This window comes from Roseococcus sp. (genome assembly GCF_965227005.1).
GTDB lineage: Bacteria > Pseudomonadota > Alphaproteobacteria > Acetobacterales > Acetobacteraceae > Roseococcus.
In genome coordinates this window covers 88,815-105,209 of record NZ_CBDDFJ010000036.1, presented here as the reverse complement: position 1 = coordinate 105,209, position 16,395 = coordinate 88,815, and the positions used below count along the sequence as shown (strand labels likewise).

At 68.6% G+C, this 16,395-nt stretch carries 14 protein-coding genes, 1 tRNA gene and 1 pseudogene; 10 read left to right on the top strand and 6 right to left on the bottom strand.

The window, feature by feature from the left end:
- Positions 1-2: 2 nt before the first annotated feature.
- Positions 3-3,017 (top strand): CHAT domain-containing protein, encoded by a 3,015-nt coding sequence (locus tag ACO057_RS17915; RefSeq protein ID WP_421993969.1) that lies wholly within the window; start codon positions 3-5, stop codon positions 3,015-3,017.
- 201 nt (positions 3,018-3,218) lie between these two features.
- On the opposite strand, the gene ACO057_RS17910 is transcribed toward ACO057_RS17915, so the two are convergent.
- A complete protein-coding gene (locus ACO057_RS17910) occupies positions 3,219-3,455 on the bottom strand; it encodes a hypothetical protein (protein ID WP_421993968.1) in 237 nt (78 codons plus the stop codon).
- A gap of 250 nt (positions 3,456-3,705) precedes the next feature.
- Between ACO057_RS17910 and ACO057_RS17905 the strand changes: the two genes are divergently transcribed.
- Both ACO057_RS17905 and ACO057_RS17900 read left to right on the top strand, forming a co-directional pair.
- Positions 3,706-4,536, top strand: coding sequence for a Bug family tripartite tricarboxylate transporter substrate binding protein (locus ACO057_RS17905; protein WP_421993967.1), 831 nt, complete (start codon positions 3,706-3,708; stop codon positions 4,534-4,536).
- 4 nt (positions 4,537-4,540) lie between these two features.
- Positions 4,541-5,335 (top strand): SDR family NAD(P)-dependent oxidoreductase, encoded by a 795-nt coding sequence (locus tag ACO057_RS17900; RefSeq protein WP_421993966.1) that lies wholly within the window; start codon positions 4,541-4,543, stop codon positions 5,333-5,335.
- 255 nt (positions 5,336-5,590) lie between these two features.
- Here the strand turns inward: ACO057_RS17900 and ACO057_RS17895 are convergent.
- Positions 5,591-6,538: pseudogene (locus ACO057_RS17895) on the bottom strand (IS630 family transposase).
- Positions 6,539-6,862: 324 nt separating this feature from the next.
- Positions 6,863-7,072: a helix-turn-helix domain-containing protein gene (locus ACO057_RS17890; protein ID WP_421994631.1), complete on the bottom strand. Its 210-nt coding sequence runs from the start codon at positions 7,070-7,072 to the stop codon at positions 6,863-6,865.
- A 174-nt stretch (positions 7,073-7,246) separates the two neighbouring features.
- Between ACO057_RS17890 and ACO057_RS17885 the strand changes: the two genes are divergently transcribed.
- From ACO057_RS17885 to ACO057_RS17855, 7 genes are all read left to right on the top strand, one after another.
- Positions 7,247-7,873, top strand: a complete 627-nt coding sequence (locus ACO057_RS17885; RefSeq protein WP_421993965.1) for a hypothetical protein — start codon at positions 7,247-7,249, stop codon at positions 7,871-7,873.
- On the top strand, positions 7,873-8,205 hold the full coding sequence (locus tag ACO057_RS17880; RefSeq protein WP_421993964.1) for a hypothetical protein: 333 nt from the start codon (positions 7,873-7,875) through the stop codon (positions 8,203-8,205). Before ACO057_RS17885 ends, ACO057_RS17880 begins: the two co-directional genes overlap by 1 nt.
- A 164-nt stretch (positions 8,206-8,369) precedes the next feature.
- Positions 8,370-9,404: a hypothetical protein gene (locus ACO057_RS17875; RefSeq protein ID WP_421993963.1), complete on the top strand. Its 1,035-nt coding sequence runs from the start codon at positions 8,370-8,372 to the stop codon at positions 9,402-9,404.
- 115 nt (positions 9,405-9,519) lie between these two features.
- Positions 9,520-9,807 (top strand): helix-turn-helix transcriptional regulator, encoded by a 288-nt coding sequence (locus ACO057_RS17870; protein WP_421993962.1) that lies wholly within the window; start codon positions 9,520-9,522, stop codon positions 9,805-9,807.
- The gene (locus ACO057_RS17865; protein WP_421993961.1) at positions 9,804-10,415 is read left to right on the top strand and encodes a hypothetical protein; all 612 of its coding nucleotides are present in this window, start codon (positions 9,804-9,806) and stop codon (positions 10,413-10,415) included. Before ACO057_RS17870 ends, ACO057_RS17865 begins: the two co-directional genes overlap by 4 nt.
- 56 nt (positions 10,416-10,471) lie before the next feature.
- The gene (locus ACO057_RS17860; RefSeq protein ID WP_421993960.1) at positions 10,472-11,482 is read left to right on the top strand and encodes a DUF7146 domain-containing protein; all 1,011 of its coding nucleotides are present in this window, start codon (positions 10,472-10,474) and stop codon (positions 11,480-11,482) included.
- A complete protein-coding gene (locus ACO057_RS17855) occupies positions 11,479-13,431 on the top strand; it encodes a DUF927 domain-containing protein (protein ID WP_421993959.1) in 1,953 nt (650 codons plus the stop codon). The genes ACO057_RS17860 and ACO057_RS17855 overlap by 4 nt, the downstream gene beginning before the upstream one ends.
- A gap of 1,075 nt (positions 13,432-14,506) precedes the next feature.
- On the opposite strand, the gene ACO057_RS17850 is transcribed toward ACO057_RS17855, so the two are convergent.
- From ACO057_RS17850 to leuD, 3 genes are all read right to left on the bottom strand, one after another.
- A tRNA-Arg gene (locus tag ACO057_RS17850) sits at positions 14,507-14,582 on the bottom strand.
- Between the two features lie 78 nt (positions 14,583-14,660).
- Positions 14,661-15,773: a 3-isopropylmalate dehydrogenase gene (gene leuB / locus ACO057_RS17845; RefSeq protein WP_421993958.1), complete on the bottom strand. Its 1,113-nt coding sequence runs from the start codon at positions 15,771-15,773 to the stop codon at positions 14,661-14,663.
- Between the two features lie 10 nt (positions 15,774-15,783).
- Complete coding sequence (gene leuD, locus ACO057_RS17840; RefSeq protein ID WP_421993957.1) at positions 15,784-16,395, bottom strand: 3-isopropylmalate dehydratase small subunit; 612 nt, start codon at positions 16,393-16,395, stop codon at positions 15,784-15,786.

Genomic DNA, 16,395 nt, shown 5'->3' with positions numbered 1-16,395 from the left:
GCTTGCGCCACCTCCTGACCCTCTCCGCCGTCCTGGCCGCCCTCCTCCAGGCCGGCTGCGCCGGCCCGCCGCCGGAAGCCTATGCGAGTTCCGCCCGGGGCTCGGGGACAGAAAGCCTGCCGGTCGGGCGTAACCAGCGCAACGAGGCTTGCGTCGCGCAGCGCGCCGGGGGCGGCAGCCTGGGGCTCCCGCTCGCCCATGCCGAGGAGGTGTTCTGCGGCGGCTGGACGCAGCCTTCGGCCCGCATCTACACGTTGCGCGAGCCGGGAGATCTGGACCAGCTCGCTACCTCCGGGCGCTGGCGGGAATGGATCGAGCAGCGCTTCCAATGCGAGGCGCCGCAGAACACCACCATCCTGGGGAATGCCCCGGCGCGGCTGCTGGCCTGCACCCGCCGGTCCAACGGCTCCGCCCATATGGGCCTCGTGGTGCGGGGGCGGGACGGGATAGTCGTCGCCGACGGACTCCCCGCCACCTTGCCGGTCATCGAGCGCATGGTGACCGGGCAGCCCGCGCCGGCCGGCGATTCCGCTCGGATCGCGCGTTCCGAGGCGGTGCAACTCGCGGTCTCGCGGCTGGCGGCGGACCAGGTTGGCGCGGCGGACGAGGCGCAGTACGACCGCCTGCTGCTGCTGGGGCGCGACCTGAACCAGACCGAGAACTTCGCCGGGGCCGAGGACGTCTATCGCCAGGCGCTGGCGGCCCGCATTGCGGTGCTGCGCTCGGACTCGAATCCCAATCTCGCGACGCCCCTCATGCACATTGCGATCAACCTTTCGAACCAGCGGCGCTTCCAGGAGGCGGACCGGCTGTTCGAGCGGGCGGCCGCGATGGCCGCGGCCTCCGCCGACCGCACCGCCTCGGCCCGCCTGCACCAATACCGGGGGATGCACGAGCTGAACCGCTCCCGACTGCGCGAGGCCGCGGAGCAACTGGATGCGGCGGAGGCGGAATACCGCGCGGCGGTGCCCGCGCGGCTCCTCGCTTCTAGGGCGCAGCAGCCGGTCTTTGGCGAGGTCATCGAGCCGCAGGTCTATTCGGCGATCCTCGGCATGGCGGAAACGGTGCGCTACGGCTCCGTCGTCGCATCGCGGCTGGGGGACCCGGACAAGGCCTCGGCGATGATGGCCCGCGGCCAGACCGTGCTGCGCAATGCCGGCCTCGCCCCGGGCATCCTCGCGGGGCGCACCCTGCGGGCCGAGGGCATGGCGCTGGTCCGCGCGGATGGCGAAGGGGTCTCGGCGGAGCGCTTCCGCTCGGCGGGCGAGCGACTCTCGGCCAGTCTTCCGGGGGAGAGGCCGGTCGCCACGACGCTCTTCCTCTCCGGGCGGGAATTCCTGGCCTTGGGACAGAAGGCCGAGGCGCTGGCCGTCTTCCGGCGCGCGGCCGCGATCCTGCGGGAACGACGGATCGGGCTCGGTCCGGCCGATATCCTGCCCTTCGTCGACACGCTCGTCGCGATGGTGCGCGACAATCCAGCCCAGGCGGAAGCCTTGGCCGCGGAGGCTTTCGGCGCGATTCAGCTTTCCCAACGCAGCGAGACCGCCCGCTTCCTGAACCAGACCAGCGCCCGCCTGGGAGCGTCAGGCGGCAACGAGCGAGTGGCTGACGCCATCCGCCGGCGCCAGGACCTCGACGTCGAGGTGAACGCGCTGCTGGCGGAGCGGGACAGCCTCATTTCCTCGGGCCGCGACGCGGGCGACCTGGACGGGCGCATCCGCGCGCGCCGCGCGGCGCGCGAGGAGGCCGAAAGCGACATCGCGGCCGCCGCGCCGGAATACCTCCAACTGCGCGACACGCAGATCGATGCGCCGACCGTCCTTGAACGACTGGGAGCGAACGAGGCCCTGGTCCAGATCACATTGGGCCCGCGCTTCAGCTATGCCATCGGGCTGCGCCGCGGCCGACCGCTTCAGGCCGTCCGGCTGGAGGTAACGGAGACTCAGGTCGCGCAGCTGATCCGGGCCGCGCGATCCTCGGTCGACGCCGGGCCTCAGCCAGGCGGCGGGCTGCTGCCCTTCGATGAGGCGGCGGCGCGTGAGCTGTACGACAAGCTTCTGCGGCCGCTGGATGCGTTGCTCGACGGGGCGCAAAGCCTCGTCGTGGTTCCCGACGGGCCGCTCCTGGGGCTGCCCTTCGGAATGCTTCTGACCGGGCCCGTTCCCGATGGCAATCTGGGGCGGGCGCCCTGGCTCATCCGCCAGCATGCCATCGTGCATGCGCCTTCGGTCCAGGCCCTCATGACCCTGCGAGGCCGGTCGCCCGGCAGCGACGCGCCGCGCGGCTATATCGGCTTCGGCGATTTCCGGCCGGCCAGTTTGCTGCAGCTCGAGCGCAGCTTCCCGCCGGGCCGATGTGGAACGGACGCCCGTGCCGCCGCTTCCCTGGGGAGCCTTCCGGGCTTCCGGCGGGAGATCCAGCTCTCGGCCGATGCCATGGGCTCGGGCGCGGTGCAGCGCCTGGCGATGGACTTTACCGCCGAGAGCGTGCGGCGCACCTCCCTGGACGAATACAGGATCGTCCATTTCGCGACGCACGGCCTGCTTCCAGGAGACCTCTCCTGCCTGACCGAGCCGTCCATCATGTTGTCGAACCCGCCGAATTCGGCGAATGCCGCGGGCGCCTTCCTGGGCGCCAGCGCCATCACGCAGCTGAAGATGAATGCGGACCTCGTCATCCTATCGGCCTGCAACACGGCCGGGCCGGGCGTGGCGGGTGGTTCCGAGCAATCCGCGGAGGCGCTGTCAGGGCTGGCTCGCGCCTTCTTCATTGCCGGCGCGCGGGGCCTCGTCGCCTCGCATTGGTTGGCAAGCGATGTCGCTGCAACGGTATTGATGGTTCGCATGCTTACCATTACCCATGCCGCTCCCGCCGCTGGGCAGAGACCGGTGGGTAGCGCTCAGGCCTTGCAACAGGCACAGCTGGAAATCATCCCAATTGTCAGCGGTGGCGTGAACTACGGCCATCCATTTTACTGGGCATCGTTCGCTCTTATTGGTGATGGTCGCCGAGAATAAGTGATTGAGCACATTGCATGTGTTGCGAAGCTGGTGGCGCCAGCTGTGTAGTCGAAACGGAGCTTTACAAATGTCGATACGGGCGCAGCGCGGCCCGGCGGGATGTGGCCGACAGCGGACCGGCAGCTTTCAGGATAGAACCGCTCCAAAGCAGGCGCTTATCCGCGCCGCGCTCGCTCGGTCCCCGAGCGTTCGCCAATCTCAGCGACCTTCCGGATCTGGAAGCGAGCCAGGTTCGCGGCCGTTGGCGACGATCCAGTCTGTGACCGCGTCAAACAGCCCCTGTGCCGAAGTCGATGTCGCGGCGATGCCGGTATGCGGCTCGACGGAGTGGTAGCCGGTCATGGCGGCCGCACCGGTGACGAACCCGCTCTTGCGCGCGATCACATTGAGCGTGCGACGATTCTTCTCCCAGTAGCTGCGCGCTGGGGCATGCATAGAACCTGAAGGCAAGCCACTGGGCCGCCGCACCCTCACATTGACAGCCCCGGCCGCGCGACGTTGGCTATCTTTGCCCCAGTGAGAGGGTGAAGAGGAAAAAGCCATGAAAAAGCGCCAGATCCTGCGCGCTGCCGCCGGCCTTGGACTGCTGGCCGCCCCCGCTTATGCGCAAGCGCCTTTCCCCAGTTCTAGCATCCGCTTGGTGGTGCCTTTCCCGCCAGGTGGAAACACGGACATTTTTGGGCGCATGTTTGCCGAGCCCTTCGGGCAGGCGCTCGGCCAATCCGTGGTCATCGACAACCGCGGCGGGGCGGGCGGTCTCATCGGCTCGGGCGAGGTGCATCGCGCCCGACCGGACGGGTACACGTTGATCTTTCAAAGCCCGACGGCCGGGATCACCGGCCCCCTCACACGTCGCGTGCCGCCCTTCGATCCCGTGACGGGGTTTTCCCACATCGCCATCCTCGGCATCACGCCGCTCGCCCTGGCGGTCCACCCACGCCTTGGCGTGAACAGCCTGGCCGAGCTGATTGCGCTGATCCGCGCCCAGCCGGGCCGGATCAGCTATGGCAGCTCGGGCATCGGCGGCGCCCCGCACCTCTCGACGGAGTTGCTGCGGATACGCGCCGGCAACCTGGATGTGGTGCACGTGCCCTACCGAGGCTCGGGGCCGCTGACCCAGGATCTTGTCTCCGGCACGATCACCTTCGCCGTGGACGCTTTCACGACGCTGCTGCCGCAGCACCGCGACGGGAGGCTGCGGATCATCTCCGTCCTCGGCGAGCAGCGCGCCGCGGTGGTGCCCGAGGTGCCGACCGCGCGCGAGAGTGGACTCGACGTCGTGACCCGCATCGCCAACTACCTGGCCGCGCCGCCCGGCACGCCGCCGGACCGGCTGGAGCGCCTGGCCGCTGCCGCGCGCGCGGCCATGTCCAAGCCCGAAATTGCCCGCGCGCTGGAGGCCATCGCCTTCGTGCCCGTGACGGATTCCACGCCCGAGCGCGCGACGCGCTTCATCGCGGAGGAGGCGGCGCTCTGGGGCCCCGTCATCCGCGCCGCCAACATCGAGATCGAGTGAGCGTATGTTCAAACTGACGGATAAGGTGGTCTTCCTGACCGGCTGTGGCTCGGTCGGCCCCGGCTGGGGCAATGGCAAGTCGATCGCGGTGCTCTTTGCGCGCCAAGGGGCGCGCATCTTCGGCGTGGACCTCAACGAGGCGGCGGCGCGGGAGACGCAGGCGATCATCCAAAGCGAGGGCGGCACCTGCGAGATTGCGACGGGCGACGTCACGGATTCCGCCGAGGTGGCGCGGCTGGTCGAAGCCTGCATGGCGCGCTTCGGCCGCATCGACGTGCTGGTGAACAATGTCGGCAAGTCCGAACCCGCCATCCCGGGTGAGATGGACGAGGCGCTGTGGGACAGCCAGCTCTCCATCAACCTTAAAAGCGCATTCCTCTGCTGCCACGCGGTGCTGCCGATCATGCAGAAGCAGGGAAAGGGAGCCGTGGTCAGCATCGCCTCCACGGCGGGCATTCGCTACACGGGCAAGCCCCAGGCGGCCTATTCGGCGGCCAAGGCGGGGCTGATCCATTTCAGCAAGACCACCGCCATCACCTATGCTCCACGCGGCATCCGCATGAACTGCGTGTTGCCAGGTCTCATGTACACGCCGCTGGTGGCCAAGCTCGCCGAGCAATTTGCGAGCGGCGACCTGGAGGGGTTCGTGGCGAAGCGCAACGCCGCCGTTCCCGTCGGCCAGATGGGCGAAGGATGGGACGTGGCCCATGCCGCGCTGTTCCTTGCTTCTGACGAGGCGAAATATGTGACCGCAACGGAACTCGTCGTCGATGGTGGGTTGACGGCTTCCACTGGTTGATTACGGCGCGCTGGCTTATTTTCCCGGATGACCGTAAGCGTCCACTGTCAGCTACGGTATCTTTGTCTTGACGCGGCTTAGCAGGCTGCTGAAAAACTGTCGCACCACTTTCCACGAGACATATCGCCTCCTCGCAGACGGCCATCGCGAACAAATGCTTCGCGACGCTGCCGTCTACGAGTCAGAAAGCCCGCTCATTTTGATGGCAGCGGTTCGCCAGCGAGTTTTTCAGCAGCCTATTAGAGTACTTTTCGATCAGTCTGGGTCATACCCTGCTGCGCTGAAGTAGTTGGCGCACTCTACGGGCGAGAAGAGCATCGCTGATGCGGCCGATGGCATTCCACAGGCCGTCAACGGTGCGCCCGGCGGCTTTGCGCAGCAGGGCCTTGAGCTTGGCAAAGGCGTTTTCGATGGGATTGAAGTCGGGGCTGTAGGGCGGCAGGTAGAGCAGGCTCGCGCCGGCAGCTTCGATGGCGCTGCGAATGCCGGGCCGCTTATGGCTGCCCAGATTATCCATGATGACGATGTCTCCAGGACGCGGGTCGGGAGCGAGCACTTGATCCACATAGGCCTGGAAGGTCACGCCATTGATCGGTCCATCGAGCACCATCGGCGCGACCATGCCGGAGTTGCGCAGGTCGGCGACGAAGGTCGTCGTCTTCCAGTGGCCGTGCGGGATGGCAACGCGCAGGCGCTCGCCGCGCGGTGCCCGGCCGCGGGTGCGGGCCATGTTGGTCGAGGCCCAGGTCTCGTCGATGAACACCAGGCGGTCCGGGTCGAGATCGAGCTGCCCCTCGAACCATTCCCAGCGCCGCGTCAGGATGTCAGGGCGCTGCTCTTCTGCCGCGAGTGCCGACTTTTTTTCAGCGTGATCCGCCGCCGTGCGAAGAACTGCCACAGCGTGGCGATGCCAACCGGCACACCGGCCTCCGCCAATTCCGCGCGCAACTCGCTCAGCGTAATGTCTGGCGTCCGCTCCAGCAGACCGAGGATCAGCGGTGCATGCGCCTCGACCCGCCCCGAGCGGCGATCCCCGCCAAGTGGCCCCGGCGCCACCGAACCCACCGCACGCTTCAAGGACGCCCAGCGGATCGCGCTCGATATGCCGACGCCGAAGCGTGAAGCGGCTGCCCGGCACGAGGATCCTGCCTCGATCGCCGCGACGACACGTTCCCAAAGATCCACCGACAGCGCCTTCGACATGTCTGTAGGCCCCCTCCCGACGGACAGCCTGAATCAGATCCGCGCCGCGTCGGGGAAGGACTTTCGTGATTCAGTCAGGTCGGAGCCCGCTCTAGCAGGTCACGTCGTGGGTCGACGAGTTTTGCGCCAATGGCGCCGTCGAGCTCCAGCAATGCCGCTTAGGGCGGTAGTCGCAATTCGACTTGCACAGATTGAAGTGCCGCTTTCGGTTGCAGGCGTGAGCGTATTGAACGGCCGACATGGGCGCATAGCGGTCCTCGCTTCGCGAAGTTGGTCTCGCGCCCGTGGATCAGGCGCGCAACGCTGGAGGCCAACACGATCAAACTATGTCGTTGCTTTCCTCAGCCGCACGCCCGGCCCGCCGCCGTTCTCCGCGATGAACTCGACGCCGGCGACTTCCAAGGCAGCCCGGATCGCATCGATCGTTCGCGCATAGAGCGTCTCTCCACGCTCCAGCCTGGCGATAGTGTCCGGCGACACCTTCGCAGCAGAAGCGAGGTCGCGAACCCCCCAGCCCAAGGCAGCTCGCGCCATGCGTGATTGAACGGGCAGCATCGTAATCCTGTTACGAAGTTCTTGCGCTCTCAGCAACGCGGACATATCGTATCCGTGTTCCGATGTTGGAACAATAACTGAAACGGCCGAGCGGAGTGTTACCAGCACCCCACCCGGCCTGACCTCAACCCGAGCGCTTTGGGAGCCCGGATCATGGCTGATTCTCGAGATACCACAGTTTCGCGCAGGGGGCTCGGCGGGGCCGGCGCTCTCGCGGCCGTCCTGCCACTCGTCGGCGCAGCGCCGGGGCCCTCGCCCATCCTGCGCCAGGCGCAGCGCATCGCGGCGCTCTACGAGGCCGAGGGGGTGGCCTGCATCCTGTTTTCGCGCGCCGAGGGCGGCGAGGACGAAGCCGCTGCGGACGCCGCCGTGCGGGCGGCCTACGCCGAATGGGAGGTCGCCGCTTTCGTCCTGGCCGCCCTGCCGGCCGAGGGTCCGCAGGACATCCTCGCCAAGCTTGCCCTCGTCCTGCAGGCGCTGCGCGGCGGACCTGGCGAGGCCGAGGGCAAGATCGCCACGAGCCCTGCACGACCTCTGGCGTCTCACGCCCGAGCTGCGGCCGCTCCTGCGGTGGAGCCCCCTCCGGCCGGAGTTCCTGACATGAGCGGAACCGGCCGCCGTGCGGCGCTCCGGGTTTTCGCCGGATTGGCCGTTCCGATGTCCAGGGCCGTTGCCGGCACCGCCGGTGACGACGGCGAGCTGATACGTCTTCTGACGTATGCCGGCGGCGGGCCACCGCCGAGGTCGCGCTGCGGCTGGTGCCGGAGGTGCCGCGGCTGATGGTGCTCGCGCGCGCGGCGCTGCACGACCTGTCGCGGCTGGGCCTGGACGAGGCGCCGGTGGGGTCGGACATCGAGCTGCTGACCCTGCTGCGCGGGGCGGCGGTCCTGCAGGCCCGCGCCCGCGAGGATCTGCGCGGCGAGATTTCGGCCCTGCTGAACCAGGCCGCGGCCCTGTCCGCTGCGACGGTTCATGGACGCCGGGCCAAAGCGCGCGCCCTGCTCGGCGCGATTGAGACGCAGCCGGGTGCCGCGACCATCCCTCTCGACGCGCCTCAAGCGAGCCTGGCGCACTCGCTCGCGCGGGACGTGCTCGGGGAGACATCGCCATGAGCGCGCACCGGCTCACCCGTTCGTTGCGCGTGGCGCGTCGGCTTGGAGACCGCTATAATCCGGCCCGCTGCGGCCACGCCGGCCAGCGAGTGCGGGGTCCTCACGCCCCGCCGGCCGCAGCGTCCTGCCCCGTGAGGAGAATGCCGCGACGTGAGGCGCGAGCGATGGATGCAGACGCGCCACCGGACCCACGCGGGGTGCCGTTCCATGTTGCATTGGAGACCCTGACCGATCCGGGACTGCTCCATGCCTGGCGCAAGGCCTTGGCCACACCGATGGTGAGTTTGCCGCAAGAGGCCTTGAGAAGCGCCCTCACTGACCCAGGGCGTCGCGCATATTTTGAGCGCCCCAAGTTTGAAGCCCTTCTAGCGGATCTGCACCGTAAATTGCGCGGCGGGTCCGTGCTTTGCGCCGGCGTGGAGAGAGGGGCTGGTGCGGGCCCATACTTTACATTTAGGCCGGTGGATTGGGAGAGCGGGGGCGATCTTCGCGCGGAGGCCGCGGAGGCATCGGCCGAATTCGACGGCCGAAGCTATGGTGATTTGATGTTCTGGCGTGTTCCGCCTGTCCCGCCCGCTGAAGGGTGGGATTTGCTGCAAGCATCTTTCGCTCTCTTACCCGAGTTGGATTGGCTGGCATGGAACTCAGACATACCCAGGAAGGCCTTAGGTCGCGTTGCCCCCGACCTTCTGTGTGCCATCTTCGCTCGGGTGGATCTTCGGATCACGGGCGGTGATTTCGATGCGCCGTTGGGTGCGGACAGGATCATTCTGCCGCGGCATTACGCGCCGGATCGCATCGCTTCAAACACTTTCATCAGAGCCGATATCCAGGACGGCACCATTGTTATTAAGCGGCCCGGGGGCAGGGTGTTCCGCCTAGAAGCCATCTTGGTCGAAGCGATTCCAGCTACGGAAGCAGTCCGTTCTCTACCGGCGCCTACACCGTTCGCCGTCCAGGCGTCACAGCGCCCGGCCGAGCTGTCGGGCAGAAGCGAGAACCGAGGAGGTAGGCCGCAGAAATTCGATCGGATGCGGATCAACAACCGGCTTCGCGAGATCGCCAACACCCCCGACGGCCTCCCCTCCGACCAGGCAGACTTGCGCAACCTTGTCCGCGACATAGCGACCGGATTTGCCGGCGAGGAGCCCGCGCCGTCGACCTTGGCCGACATTATGAGGGATCTGGATTTGAGGTAGGGCGCGGTTTCCGTGGTTTCCGGGGGTTGTCGGATGCGGAGCCTGTCGCTCTTCGGCGATGCCTTGCGGAACCCGAGGGGGATTGTCCCATCGGGCTTCACAAGGATCGACCGCAATGCGCTGCCTGCTCCTCTCTACCACCATGCTCGCCGCGCCGGATGGGCGCGGTTCTGCATCGGTGCCCGATGTGATCCTCAACGAATCGCAGGCCGCCGAGGCCACTGGGCTCTCCACCCGTACTTTGCAGCGGCTCCGCTTGGAGGGTGGCGGGGCTCCCTACGTTCGTCTCACGCCCGGTCGCATCGGCTACTCCAGACGGGCGCTGGAGGGGTGGATCGCCAGCCGCACCTTCGCCAGCACCAGCGCCGAGACGGCCGCCACCGCCCGGGAGGCGCGGTCGTGACGCGCTTCCCCGCCCATCCCTTTCCCCCGCGCGGCTCGGACGTGCTGCAGGAGTTCGATTTCGGCGACTTGGCCGCGATCGGCTTTCGGCTGCCTCACCCCTACGTGCTCGACGTCCTCGACGAGCCTGCGTCGGACGCCTGCGCCAGGGCCGCCGCCGCGCTCTCGCACCGCCTGCCGTCCGCCGCGGAGGATCTCGCGATCGCCGCCACGGCGGTCAACGCCTGCACCGCCCGGAGCACCTTGGGGAGCGGCGCCGAATGGCGTTGGATCGAACGCAAGGCCGAGGTCGGCATCTATCGCTGGACGACCCTTCCGGCGGCCTGGGGCATCGACCTCCTGTCCCAACGCCTCGCGCCGATGATGCAGGGACGGGGCTCGTTGTCGCCCGCCGGTAAGGCCATCGACCGGCTCGACGAGCTGCAGCGGACAATCCTGGCCGGCCGGAACTGGTGGCCCGCCTGGGACCGCGCCCTGCGCGCCATGGCCGGCGTGCCGGTCGTCTGGAAGGTCCGCGACCTGCCGATCGATCACGGCCCGCCGACGTCCCCCGCGCCTGCGCCGTCTCCGACCGTACAGCCGCGCCCTTTCCTCGAGCCGACCGCGTGACGCCTCGATCGTCTCTCCCGTCGGCGTCGGAGGTCGCGCACCTGCTAGCCAGCGACATGGCCGGGCTCGTCGCCGAGCTCCTGCCCGCCGCCCGGCGGAACGGCCGGGAGATGGTCGTGGGCAGCCTGCACGGGGAGGTCGGCGCCTCGCTGTCCATCTGCATCTCGGGCGCGCGCGCCGGCCTCTGGGCCGACTTCGCCGGCGGCGCCAGCGGCGATGCGCTGGACCTGGCGGCCGCCGTGCTCTTTGCCGGCGACAAGGGCGCTGCCTGGCGTTGGGGCCTGCGACGGCTCGGCTACACGCCGCCCGGCGAGGCGCCGAGCGAGATTGCGCCGACACCCCGCACGCCTCCGCCCGAGCCGTCACAGCCCCGCGCCGCCCTGGACGCCGAGGCGACCGCGCGCCGCCGCAAGGCGCTCACGCTCTTCCGGGAGGCGATGGCGCTTACCGGCGAATGCCCCGCCTCCCTCTACCTCGCTACCCGCGGCATCGACCTGCGCGAGCTCGGCCGCATCCCCGCCGCGCTGCGCTTTCACCCGCGCTGCTGGTGCGCCGAGGCCAGCGCCCCGCTGCCTGCCCTGCTCGCCGCCGTCACCGATGCGGATGGCGCGCACCTCGCCACGCATCGCACCTACCTGCAGCAGGACGCTGGCAGCTGGCGTAAGGCGCCGCTCGCCGCGCCCAAGAAGGTCCTCGGCAGCTTCGCCGGCGGCTTCGTGCCGCTCTGGCGCGGCCAGGACGGCACGCCTCTGCGCGACGCCGAGCCCGGCGCCGAGGTTGTCCTCGCCGAGGGCCTCGAGACCGGCCTCTCCATCGCCCTGGCCGCGCCCGAGCTGCGCGTCCTCGCCGCCGTCTCGCTCAGCAACATCGGCCGCGTTCGTTTGCCTGCCGCCGTCACGCGCATCACCGTCGCCGCCGACAACGATCCGCCCGGCTCGCCCGCCGCCGCCGCCCTGGCCCGCGCTGTGGAATCCCTCGCCGCCGAGGACCGCGAGATCCGCATCGCCCGCTCACCCGTCGGCAAGGACTTCAACGACGCCCTCACCGCCGAGGATCACCAAGCTTGACCCAGGTTTCCGGCGGCGAATCACCGCAAAAGCCTCCCAACAAGGCGCTGATGCGCGAGGCCCTGGCCGGCGCTACCCCCGCTGGCGCTCGCTCCACGGGCTCGCGCACCACCGGCGGTGGCCTCTGGCGCGGCACCGAGGTCGGCGGCTTCGAGATGACCACCGAGGGGCTCTGCCGTGTCGCCTACGACAAGGAGGGCAAGCCGCGCGGCTCCTATTTGGTGTCGGGGCGCTTCGACATCCTGGCCGAGACCCGCGACGGCGAGAACGAGGGATGGGGCCTGCTGTTGCAGTGGCGCGACCGCGACGGCCATCCCCACGAATGGGTGCTGCCCCGATCCATGATCGCCGGCGAGGCCGCCGACGCGCGCGCGCGGCTCGCCGGCGGCGGCCTCTACCTCGCCCCCAGCCCCGCCGCGCGCGCCGCCTTCGTGGAGTTCCTCGCCCAGCAGCGCCCAACCCACCGCGTCCGCACGGTCCCGCGCGTCGGCTGGCATTTCAGCACGAGCGAGGCCGCGGTCTTTGTCCTGCCGCACGAGGCCATGGGCGAGCTCGACGGCGAGACCGTCCGCCTCGAGCTCCCGTCCACCCCGCCCGCCATCTACCGCAGCGCCGGCACGATCGAAGACTGGCGCCGCGACGTCGCCGGCCGCTGCGCCGGCAACCGCATCCTCGTCCTCGCCGTCTGCTGCGCCTTCGCGGGACCGCTCCTCACCCTGCTCGGCGAGACCGGCGGCGGCGTGCACCTGCACGGCCAGTCCCGCCGCGGCAAGAGCACCGCCCTCTACGCCGCTGCCAGCGTCTGGGGTGCGCCGCGCGGCCACACGCCCTTCGCGCGCAGCTGGCGCGCCACCGGCAATGCGCTGGAGGCCACGGCGGCCGAGCACAACGACGTGCTCCTGCCCCTCGACGAGATCGGCCAGGTCGAGCCGCGCGAGCTCGGCGAGGTCGCCTACATGCTGGCCAACGGCATCGGCAAAGGCCGCGCCCAGCGCGAGGGACGCGCCAAGCCCTCGCTCACCTGGCGGCTGCTGCTGCTCAGCACCGGCGAGAAGCGCATCGGCGACGTCATGGCCGAGGCTGGCCAGCGCACCGTGGCCGGCCAGGAGGTGCGCCTGGTGGATCTGCCCGCCGATGCCGGCAAGGGGCTGGGCGCCTTCGAGACGCTGCACGGCGCCGCCACGCCCGCCGCCTTCGCCGAGATGCTGGACGGGCTCATGCGCCTGCAGCACGGCACCGCCGGGCCGGCCTTCCTGCGGTGGCTGCTGCCGCAGGTGAACGCCGACGCCACCTGGGCGCCCGACACACTCAGGCCCCGCGTGCTCGACTTCCTGGGGGAGTTCCTGCCAGCGGGTGCCGACGGCCAAGTGCGCAGCGTCGCGCGACGCTTTGCCATCATCGGCCTCGGCGGCGAGCTCGCTACACAGGCGGGTGTCACCGGTTGGTCCGAGGGCGAGGCCTGGGCCGCGGCCGGGGCCTGCTTTCGCGCCTGGCTGGAGGCCCGCGGCAGCGCCGGCGCCCGCGAGGACATGGAGGCCGTGGCCCGCATCCGCACATGCATCGCTGCCGACGGCCAGTCGCGCTTTGAACTCTGGCGGGACAGATCCGAGAATCACGCCGACGTGCCCACCGCTTCCGATCCGCCGGCCGAGGGCCGCCCTGTCCACAAGCGCCTGGGCTGGAAGCGCTGGCAGGGCGATGCGCAGGTCCATGGCGGCGGCTTCTACCGCTGGCTCTTCACGGCCGAAGGCTTTCGCGAGGTCATGGCCGGCCTCGATGCCGGCGCTGCCGCCCGCCACCTCACCGCCAGGGGCTTTCTCCGGCCAGGCCCAACTGGCACCACCCGCACGGCCAAGCCGCCGGGCTTTCCCCGCGGCGTCGCCGTCTACGAGGTCCTCGGCTCCATCATGAGCGGCGACAGCGACGGCTTGGCCGAGGCCGCCGAATAGCCCCCGTCCGCGCAGCGACCGACGCGCCATGGCGCCGCTGCCGCGGTGCCCACTCCCTATGACCGCATGAGCGTGTGAACGGAGCCGGGAGGTCGCGCTGGCTTCCATGCACGCGCACGTCCCGCGCCCTCGGCGCTTCTCACCACGAGTCCATCATCCCGTTCGGAGCCGTCCGGGCCCGAGGGTGAGAAAGCCGCGTTCGGGTGAGAAGCTGGTGAGAAGGGGTTATTCAACAATTTCAATGAGGTGAGAATGTGAGAAGGGGAGAAGGGGTTGGGTAGAGGGGAGGACGGAAGCGCCTTCAGCGTGACGGTCCGGGACGACCCAGGACGTTGTGATGCGAGACGAGTCGGTCGGAGGCGACGCGTCCGGCTTGGGGCCAAGGGCGTGCAGATGGCGCGCCGTCGGTCCCGGCCTCTCACCGGGCGCCCGATGGTGAGAAGGCCGGCGGCAGGTGAGAAGCCGGCGAGAACGGATTATCCAATGATATCAATGAAGTGAGAAGGTGTGAAGGAGAGAAGAGGTTTGGGTAAAGGGGAGGAAGAAAAGAGGCCCTGGGATGACGGTCCCGGACCGCCCGGGACGTCGCCACACGGCACAGGACGGCCCGCGGCGCTGCGTTCGGCGAGGCGAGATGGGCCGGCAGATGAGGCGCTCGGGCTCGCTCACCGTCCGGCCGGAGACGCGGCCGCGCGAGCCGCAGGTCCTCCCAGGGGTCAGACCCAATACGGCGGGCAAAGGCGCCCGCCCAAACCAGTCCCAGGTTCAGGATACGAGTTCAACCAGGTTCATGAGTGGACCGGCCAGGCCCGATGATCGGCCCAGCACCCGGGGGGGGCAAATCTCTAGGATCTCAAGGGGCCCTGACCGCTATGGGTCTCACGCAGAGGTTTTTTTTTGCTCGGGTGGAATTTCAGGCCCGAGGTCGAAGGGAAGGCGCGCCCGCGAGAAAGAGGCATGCCGTCCTAGAAGGCCGGGAAGATTAGGAGATCGCGACAGAGTCCGCTTAGAGTCCGCAGGCGAAAACCGCTTACGGAGTATTTCGAAACGAACTCGCTGAATGTCGCGGAAACCATGGCGCACCCGGAAGGACTCGAACCTCCAACCCCCAGATTCGTAGTCTGGTGCTCTATCCATTGAGCTACGGGTGCTTGCTGGTGAGCGGGGAGATACCGCTCTGGATCGCAGGACGCAACCCCCCCCCACCAACGATTAATCGCAGAATGTTGTCAGGCGTTTAGCTTATCCAGCTCACGCACCACGCTCTCGCCCATCACGGCCGTGCTGATACGGGCCATGCCGGGCTGCATGATGTCGGCCGTGCGCAGGCCGCCAGCGAGAACCTGCTCCACGGCGCGCTCGATAAGCTTCGCGTCCTCTTCCATTCCGAAGGACCAGCGCAGCAGCATCGCGAAGGAGAGAATCTGCGCGCAGGGATTGGCGATGCCCTTGCCCGCGATGTCCGGTGCCGAACCATGGATCGGCTCGTAGAGCGCATAGCGCTTTCCATCGGCGCCGACGGCGCCCAGCGTGGCCGAGGGCAGCATGCCCAAGGAGCCCGTCAAAGCGGCCGCCAGATCGCTCAGCACATCGCCGAAAAGGTTGGATGCGAGAATCACGTCGAACTGCTTGGGCCGCGAGCAGAGCTGCATGGCCGCGTTGTCGGCGTACATGTGCTCGAGCTCCACGTCCGGGAACTCGGCCTTGTGCACTTCGCTGACCACCGCGCGCCAAAGGCGGCCGGTCTGCATGACATTGGCCTTCTCGGTGCTCGTCACCCTGTTGCGGCGCTTGCGGGCCAGGTCGAAGGCAACGCGAGCAACACGCGCAATCTCGTCTTCCGAGTAGACCTCGGTGTCGACGCCAACGCGCTTGCCGTTCGAATCGATGTGCACGCCACGCGGCTCGCCGAAATAAATGCCGCCCGTGCTCTCCCGGACGATGATGATGTCCAGGCCGCGAACGACCTCCGCCTTCAGCGATGACGCATCCACGAGCGGATCCAGCACGATGGCCGGGCGCAGATTCGCGAAGAGGCCGAGATCCTTGCGCAGACGCAGGATGCCGAGCTCAGGACGCTGATCGAAGGGCAGGCTGTCCCACTTCGGGCCACCCACGCTGCCGAACAGCACGGCATCGGCCTGGCGCGCGGCCTCGACCGTCTTATCGGGGCAAGGCGTGCCCTCGGCATCGAGGGCCGCGCCGCCAACGAGGCCTTCCTCGATCTGGAAGCTCGCGCGGCGGCGGCGCTCCATCCAGTCGATCACGCGGCGCACTTCGCCCATGACTTCGGGCCCGATGCCGTCACCCGGCAGGACCAGCAGCTTCTTGTTCGCGGACATCAGGGATCTTTCAGGCGTAGAGCCAGGGCTGCGCGGCGCGCTGGCGCGCCTCGAAGCTGTCGATGGCGGGCTTGTGCTGCATGGTCTGGCCGATGTCGTCGAGGCCGTTCAGCAGGCAGTGGCGACGGAAGGCATCGATCTCAAAGGGGATCTCCTCGCCGTTCGGGCGCACCACGACCGAGCGCTCCAGATCCACCGTGAGGCGGGCGTTGCCGCCCAGCTTCGCATCGTCCATCAGCTTCTCGCAGATCTCGCGCGGCAGACGGATGGGCAGGATGCCGTTCTTGAAGCTGTTGTTGTGGAAGATGTCGGCAAAATCCGGCGCGATCACGCAGCGGATGCCGAAATCCAACAGTGCCCAGGGCGCATGCTCACGCGAGCTGCCGCAGCCGAAATTCTCGTAGGCAATGAGGATCTCGGAGTTGCGATAGGCGGGCTGGTTCAGCACGAAGTCCGGCTTCTCGGAGCCATCCTCGTTGAAACGCATGTTCGCGAAGAGATGCTTGCCGAGCCCCGTGCGCGCGATCGTCTTGAGAAAGCGCGCCGGGATGATCTTGTCGGTATCGATATTCGCCGCGGGCAGCGGTGCCGCGACACCAGTGAGGGTTGTGAAGGCCTTCAT

Bases quoted from the DNA above. Each gene is read 5' to 3' on its own strand.
- ACO057_RS17910 (WP_421993968.1), bottom strand. From the start codon at position 3,455: ATGCATGCCCCAGCGCGCAGCTACTGGGAGAAGAATCGTCGCACGCTC.
- ACO057_RS17905 (WP_421993967.1), top strand. From the start codon at position 3,706: ATGTTTGCCGAGCCCTTCGGGCAGGCGCTCGGCCAATCCGTGGTCATC.
- ACO057_RS17900 (WP_421993966.1), top strand. From the start codon at position 4,541: ATGTTCAAACTGACGGATAAGGTGGTCTTCCTGACCGGCTGTGGCTCG.
- ACO057_RS17890 (WP_421994631.1), bottom strand. From the start codon at position 7,072: ATGGCGCGAGCTGCCTTGGGCTGGGGGGTTCGCGACCTCGCTTCTGCT.
- ACO057_RS17885 (WP_421993965.1), top strand. From the start codon at position 7,247: ATGGCTGATTCTCGAGATACCACAGTTTCGCGCAGGGGGCTCGGCGGG.
- ACO057_RS17880 (WP_421993964.1), top strand. From the start codon at position 7,873: ATGGTGCTCGCGCGCGCGGCGCTGCACGACCTGTCGCGGCTGGGCCTG.
- ACO057_RS17875 (WP_421993963.1), top strand. From the start codon at position 8,370: ATGGATGCAGACGCGCCACCGGACCCACGCGGGGTGCCGTTCCATGTT.
- ACO057_RS17870 (WP_421993962.1), top strand. From the start codon at position 9,520: ATGCGCTGCCTGCTCCTCTCTACCACCATGCTCGCCGCGCCGGATGGG.
- ACO057_RS17860 (WP_421993960.1), top strand. From the start codon at position 10,472: ATGGCCGGGCTCGTCGCCGAGCTCCTGCCCGCCGCCCGGCGGAACGGC.
- leuB (WP_421993958.1), bottom strand. From the start codon at position 15,773: ATGTCCGCGAACAAGAAGCTGCTGGTCCTGCCGGGTGACGGCATCGGG.
- leuD (WP_421993957.1), bottom strand. From the start codon at position 16,395: ATGAAGGCCTTCACAACCCTCACTGGTGTCGCGGCACCGCTGCCCGCG.